General features: G+C 69.1%; 3 protein-coding genes and 2 pseudogenes. 3 read left to right on the plus strand and 2 right to left on the minus strand.

The genetic code is table 11. The annotated features are described in order from the left end of the window. Positions 1-935 precede the first annotated feature (935 nt). Both AC08OV_RS22485 and AC08OV_RS22490 read left to right on the plus strand, forming a co-directional pair. Positions 936-1,220, plus strand: coding sequence for a hypothetical protein (locus AC08OV_RS22485; RefSeq protein WP_131728932.1), 285 nt, complete (start codon positions 936-938; stop codon positions 1,218-1,220). A 252-nt stretch (positions 1,221-1,472) separates the two neighbouring features. Next, on the plus strand, positions 1,473-3,923 hold the full coding sequence (locus AC08OV_RS22490; RefSeq protein WP_476615327.1) for a helicase-associated domain-containing protein: 2,451 nt from the start codon (positions 1,473-1,475) through the stop codon (positions 3,921-3,923). Between the two features lie 848 nt (positions 3,924-4,771). On the opposite strand, the gene AC08OV_RS22495 is transcribed toward AC08OV_RS22490, so the two are convergent. Then, on the minus strand, positions 4,772-4,969 hold the full coding sequence (locus AC08OV_RS22495; RefSeq protein ID WP_476620270.1) for a hypothetical protein: 198 nt from the start codon (positions 4,967-4,969) through the stop codon (positions 4,772-4,774). A 550-nt stretch (positions 4,970-5,519) separates the two neighbouring features. Here AC08OV_RS22495 and AC08OV_RS22500 point away from each other — a divergent pair. Further along, positions 5,520-5,651 (plus strand): annotated as a pseudogene (locus tag AC08OV_RS22500) (CRISPR-associated endonuclease Cas2); the annotation flags it as partial. 99 nt (positions 5,652-5,750) lie between these two features. On the opposite strand, the pseudogene AC08OV_RS22505 reads toward AC08OV_RS22500, so the two are convergent. After that, a pseudogene (locus tag AC08OV_RS22505) lies at positions 5,751-6,265 on the minus strand (neutral zinc metallopeptidase); the annotation flags it as partial. Positions 6,266-6,561 lie beyond the last annotated feature (296 nt).

Below are 6,561 nucleotides of genomic sequence, written 5' to 3' on the forward strand. Positions count from 1 at the left end.
GGGCAGGGCGGTCCGGGCGGCTGGCAGCCCGCGCCGGTGGTGAGCAGACCGAGCGTGACGGCGGCTCCGATGGTCACCAGAATGCGACGGACACCGACAGCCCGCCCGGTTCTTCTCTTAACGGGTCGACGCATATTTGAACCTCTCTCGCGTCTCTCACGTGTTCTCCGATCCGCTATTCCCTACCAGAACTTCCCCACTCAATGACAACGGCGCGCCGAGCCCTTCGATTCCGTTTCACGTTTATGTATTCCCGTCCGGATTATCGGGCCGCGCATCGGGCGAACGGCCGGGCCGGTGAGAACCCGATGCGGTTGGCACCGGAACACCCTGCCCGCCCGGCCATCGATGACAATATTTATCAAGATGGGAGAACCGATACATCTGTGCCGAACCGGCGAAAGTCCGGGCGGCGGCCACGCCCGCCGTTGACCGGCGTCGACAGCCGTTGACCACTTTTGACACCGTTGACCATCCTCCGGGAGGACCATTCCAGCGGCCGGTCATTGCCCGGGAGTACGGGCCGGGCGACCGGCTGCGCCCACATCACCGGGGGTGCCCGCAAGGGGTATCCGCATACCCCGGATGGGCTCATGTTTCCAGTCCGGTGGAGATGTTCCCGTAGGAGCTGGCCACCCGGCGTACCGGGCTCCTAGTATCCTCGGGCCGGGATGACAGATTTCTGGAAATACAGCGCGGAGGAAACCATGCTCCCCTCACCGGGCAGGTCGGTATGCCGCCCGCACCTCGATCGGGTGCCCGTCCGCCCCGGCGGCTCCGGGGCTATGAGGGATGCCGCACAATCCGTTTCAGCCCGTACCCGGCACCCGTCCCGCCGCGCCGTATCCATCATGGTCACCGCAATACTGCTCGTTCTGTTCTCAGCGTTGCCGGCCGGCGCCGTGATCCGCCGTCCGGTGCATCATCCGCTCCCGATGATCAACGTTTCGTACGAGACCGGCGCGGTGAGCGGCGTCGGGCGGCAGACCGACCTGACAATCACCGACAAAGGACCGGGGATCCTGCACGTCCAGTCAATCTCGGTGGACGGTGAACGCCTCCTGGATCAGAACTCCCATCTCCGGATCGCGCCGGGGCACAGCTACATGTTCACCTTCGGCTGGGCCGGTGGCCCCGGGGGTGGTCCGGACGGGCCGACGGTCGTCATCGACAGCGATGCGCCTACCAGCCCCACCGTCCTCCACATCGGCTATCAGTGAGGCCGCACCGGCAACGAGACCGCACCCGGTGAGGCCGGGCCGGCAACGAGACCGCATCCGGTGAGGTCGCACCGGCAACGACGGCGAGGCCCGCGGTACCGGTGACCGCCCGGAGGGCGCCGATGCCGTTCGCCGACGCCACCGGTCTGCTCGCAATCCGGATGGATCGGGAACGGGCGGCCGTGGTCTCGGGTGTCTGCTGCCGGCAGATCGGGCGGTCGTGCCCGCTCGGCGCAGATAAGAATGGAAGGGATGACACCACGATCGTTCGCCGACCATCTTGCGGATCTGGACTTGCCGGCGCTGGCCGCTCTGCTCCGCTCGCGTCCGGACGTGCTGGTCGAGCCGGTCCCCCGTGGTTTCGGGCAGCTCGCGCAGCGGCTGGAAAGCCCGGACTCGCTCGCGGCGGCGCTGTGGGAGCTGAACCGCGACACGCTCCGGGTCGGCCAGGCGGCGGCGCTGCTGGGGCAGTCCGCGACGGTACCCCGGATGGCCGAGCTGTTGGGTGCGTTACCGGACGCGGTGCGCGCCGGGGTGGGCGATCTGTGCGCCCGCGGCCTCGCCTGGACCGACAGGGTGGTCCACCTCCCGGAGCCGCTGCACAACCACTGGGTCGAGGAGATCAGTTCCGCCCGCCCGGTCGCAAAGATCGCCCACAACGTCCTGGTCGAGGATCTACGTAAGGCGGTCACGGCGCTCGGGGCTCCGGCCGAAAACCTGCGCAAGACCGAGCTGACCGCGCGGCTCACCGAACTCATGTCCGATGCCCGCCGCATCGCGACGATCATCGCTTCCCTGCCCGCCCCGGCGAGGCAGCAACTCGATGACCTGCGCCTGGCCACGGCCGGCGGCTACTTCCCTTACACGTTCCCCTACACGCCCTTCGAGGAGGTCCACGACCAGAGGGCAGCCGCGCAGCCCATCAGGCAGCTGATCACCGCGGGGCTGGTGCTGGGCGTCGGCAACCGGCCGGAGCTCCCCCGTGAGGTCGCGGTCGCCGCCTGGCTGGCCAGGCACGACCAGGGACTCACCGGGCCGCCGGACATTCCCCGGCCGGAGGTGAACGAGGCTGTCGTCCGGTCGAGCTCCCAGGCGGCCGCACAGGGCGCCATCCGCGCCGTGACCGCCCTGCTCGACGAGGCCGCCGCCCCCGTCGTGGCGCTCAAGCGAGGAGGCGTCGGTGGGCGGGAACGGGCCCGGCTGGCGAAGCGGCTGTCGATACCGTTGGCCGAGCTGCCGCTGTGGATCGACCTGGTCGCGGCCGCCGGCCTGCTGACCTTCACCGATGGCGGCTACGCACCGAGCCCGCGGTTCCAGGAGTGGCGGGAGGAGTCGCCAAGCCATCAATGGGCGACGCTGGCTGCGGCGTGGCACGCTCTGGAGCACGCGCCGACGAGCCGCGAGGGTGCCGACGAGAAGGACGTCCCGCCGCCCCTGCCCATCGAGTCGGGGGCGGGCCAGATTCGCCGGGTGCTGATCCGCGCGGCGGCCGGCGGGCGGTCGGTGCGGCTCACGGCTGAGAACCTCGACTGGTTCTTCCCCCTGCACGGCTACGACGCCGCCACCCGCAAGATCAAGGTAGCGGCGGCGATCCGCGAGGCCGAGCTGCTCGGGGTGTTCGCCCTCGACGTCCTGTCCGAGCTCGGCCAAGCTCTGCTCGAGGCCGCGCCGAGCACCACCGACACGGCGGCTGCCACCGTCGGGCTTATGATCGTCTCGACCGCGGACGAGTTCGCCGCGCAGGCCGCGAGGACGGTGCGGGACCTGGCGGACCGCTGCGCCGAGCTGCTGCCTGAGACGCCGTCCAGCCTGATCCTGCAGTCTGATCTCACCGCGGTCGTGTCCGGCCAGCCCAGCGCGGCGATGTCCCAGCTCCTGCGGGCCGCGGCGGTGCCGGAGTCCCGGGGCGCGGCCGGGACCTGGCGGTTCACCTCCACCAGCGTCCGCGCCGCGATGGACGCCGGATGGTCCGCCACCGAGCTGCTCGAACAGCTACGCACCATAGCCGATCACGGTCTCCCGCAGCCGCTCGAATACCTCATCGCCGACGTCGCCCGCCGGCACGGACACGTGCGGGTCCGCGGGATGCGCAGCGCCGTCCTCGCCGACGCGCCCACGACCGCCGAGATCCTCCACACCCGGGCGCTGGCGAAGCTGCACCTCGCCCGGCTCGCCCCCACCGTGCTGGCAAGCCCGGTGGAACTGGGCACGGTCCTCGCCGAGCTGCGCCGGACGGGCTTCTACCCCGTCGCCGAGGACGCGACGGGCACCGTCATCGTGACGAGCGGGCCGGGACGGAAGGCGCCGCGGGGGGCCTCGGCACAGCCGTACCGGGCGTCCCGACCGCGCGGCGGGCCCCCCGCCGGTCCGTCGGCGACCCGACGGCGGCTGACGGCCGACGAACTCGCCCAGCGCCTGCGCACCGGCGAGGACGACGGTGTCACCCTCCTGACCAATCTCGCCCAGCGGCTCGGCGAGATAAACGGGCGGCTGAACGACGCCGAGCTCGCCGTGCTGGCGGACGCGGTGGAACGCCGCAGCGACGTCGTCATCGCCTACCGGGACAAGCAGGGCACCCGGACGGTCCGCCGCATCCAGCCGAACCAGCTCTTCGGCCGGTGGCTGAACTCCTGGTGCCACCTGCGCAACGCCGAGCGCGAGTTCGCCGTGGCCAACATCGAATCCGTCAGTCCCGTCGGCTGACCGGCACCCCCTTCCCTCCGAGGCGGCGCCCGAGATCCCGAGCTCACCGCGGCGATGACCACCCTGGACGTCACCGCGCCCAAAAAGAACATCCATGAAAACCCCCCGACCGGGAGCCATCGGAGATTGCGATCCCTCCAGGGATAATCAGCGACCCGATGGTAAATCCGCAGGTCGACGCCATGATCCAAGTCTAGTCGCCGGGCCCGAAGGGGTCGCGGCATCCGGTGCCGCCACTGGACACAGCCGGTGAAGGCGGCCGGCACTGGCAGGCGCGTCCAACTGGTAGTCGTCAGGGACTGTAGGGCGGTGCATCTCGCAGTGTCGAAGCGCAAGGAGACCGCATGCGGTAGTCCGTCCTTCGGATGCCGCCCGCTTGGGGCCGGGTGGTTCACCGGAGTCCCAGATCAGAGGCTATCTCGCCGGGAGAGCCGCACCCCGCGGGCCGCCCCGTCCGGACGCAGGCACGAGCCACCGGTCATGTCTTTTCCGGCCCGGTCCCGGACCCGGCCGTCGAGGAGGATTTCTGCCTGTGGCAGACTGCCTCATCATGCGCGCTGTGGCTCTGCCAGAATCAGATAGGTAGCATGCGCACGGGACGGAGAAATGAATGAGATTCCGCGTTGATGTCGCAGCCGACGAGCCGGCCATCAAGTGGGAAGATGTCTTCACTCCGGCGCGGGCCGTTACCTACGATCTGATTCGGAGCCAGGACCCGGCCTTGGCCGAGGAACTGCATGACCGGGGATACGCCGGGAAATCACTGCGTCCACTCGGTGTCTCGCCTCCACATTTCCGGGACACACGGAAGACCCGCGGTGTCTATGCGACCTCCGGCGATGGTTCTCTCAGACCACCCGCAGTTCGCCGATCGCCTGAGCCATAACCTGCGGCACAAGGCCGACCTGCTCGGCCTGCCGTCGGACGTGGACGTCGAAGTCGTCTCCGCTGGACCTCCCCGGAAATTTCTGGTACAGCGGGCGCCGCGGCACGGCAGCACCGCCGCCGTGCCGCATCAAAGCAGACGCCGCCCTGCTGGACGCCATTTATGACTGGAGCCTGGGACTGGCGACCAACCAGGGGTTCGGATGGATTCGGTAGCATGTCCGTAACCGGCGCAGTCCCCGTCACGGCCAACAATTTATTGCTGTTGACCGAGCATCCGTTGCAGCGGAGCGGAGCTCGGTCGATCGCCGTTCTCGCCGGCCGGGAAAATGTTGAGGACGTTACCGGAGAGGACCTGGGCAGGGTAGCCGAACAGATCGTCACGGACGTCGTTCAGGCCGCGATCGCCGGCAAGGATTATCTCGCCTACGACTGGTGGAAAATCCTCTTCGCAATGTATCCGAACGCGAAACCCACCCACGCCAGGCGGACCCGGGACCGGGCCAAGCTGACCGCGGAGGTGAAGGAGTTCTTCGCGCCGGATCGGGCCGACGACGTGCTACCGGCCGTGTGCCTTCTGCGAGGGCCCCACCGACGTCCTCTGGGCGAAGTCGAACCTGCCGATGTTCGACACCACTCCGATCCGACGGGTGATGATCCCTATTCGTCGTTCTGGTCTACGACACGGCGGCGGAACGCAACCCCTAGGCGTTGCGCACGTGCCGCAAGTACCTGCACTGGGTGCAACGCAGCGTCTTCGAGGGCGAACTGTCGGCCGCGCAGTATCGTGCGCTGGTGACCACGCGGCGCGGCCAGCCTGATCTCCTTTACGGCAACATCCGCCGGGGCACGGGACGCCCCGCCCGCCCTGGCACCGGGAGCTGAGAACCGCCTGAACCCACCGGTCGGTGAAGCTCGGTGGAACCCTCGGTCGGTTTTCGCTCAGGCGTGCGGCACGGTGCCGCAGGACGCCGTCGACGCGCCCCGGTAGCCGGTGAGGAAGACATCGCGGCGCTGCCGCGCCGACCCGTGCGTCCAGGTCTCCGGGTTGACCTGGCCGGATGCCCTGACCTGAATCCGGTCGTCGCCGACGGCCTCCGCCACGCCGAGCGCCTGGTCAAGGTCGGCCTCGCCGATGGTGACGTTCCCGCCGGTGTTCGCGAGGGTGCTCCAGACCCCGGCGTAGCAGTCGGCCTGCAGTTCGAGCTGCACGCTGAGCTCGTTCTCCCGGGACGGGTCCGCCCGCTGTGCCTGCCGCACCCGCGCCTCGGTCCCGGTCAGCGTCTGCAAATGACACCGTCGGTACCACCGTCGGTACCACCGCCGAGCACCGTCACCACCAGGTAGATGAGCAGACCGACGATGCTCACCCCACCGCCACCGACAGCGATCCCCCTGCCGAGACCACCACCTCGCCTGTCCTCGAGCTCGGATGTGTCGACCGACGAGTCGTCGAACTACATGACCTGCCTTCCGCCTTCCCCTTCTCCCCGGGCATGACCGGTCAGCCGGGTTCCGCAGGCAGTATGTCCATGCCGATCGGCTCTCGAATCTGGACCCGTCGGCTCTCGCACCCGGCCCGGCCGACGTCACGACCGACACCGCACCAGCCGGAAACCCGTAGTCGATTCATGACACAAAGTTGTGGGGGGGTAGGCACGTTTTCGGGGCCCGGAAGCGTGCCTACCCCCCCATATTTCGGTCGGGCCAGGGCCAGGGCCAGGGGCAGGGTCGGGCCAGAGGCGGGGCAGGG

The sequence above is a fragment of the Frankia sp. CeTa3Moorea genome, from assembly GCF_978021225.1.

Coding starts and splice junctions, on each gene's coding strand:
- AC08OV_RS22485 (WP_131728932.1), top strand. CDS start 936: ATGATCAACGTTTCGTACGAGACCGGCGCGGTGAGCGGCGTCGGGCGG.
- AC08OV_RS22490 (WP_476615327.1), top strand. CDS start 1,473: ATGACACCACGATCGTTCGCCGACCATCTTGCGGATCTGGACTTGCCG.
- AC08OV_RS22495 (WP_476620270.1), bottom strand. CDS start 4,969: ATGGCGTCCAGCAGGGCGGCGTCTGCTTTGATGCGGCACGGCGGCGGT.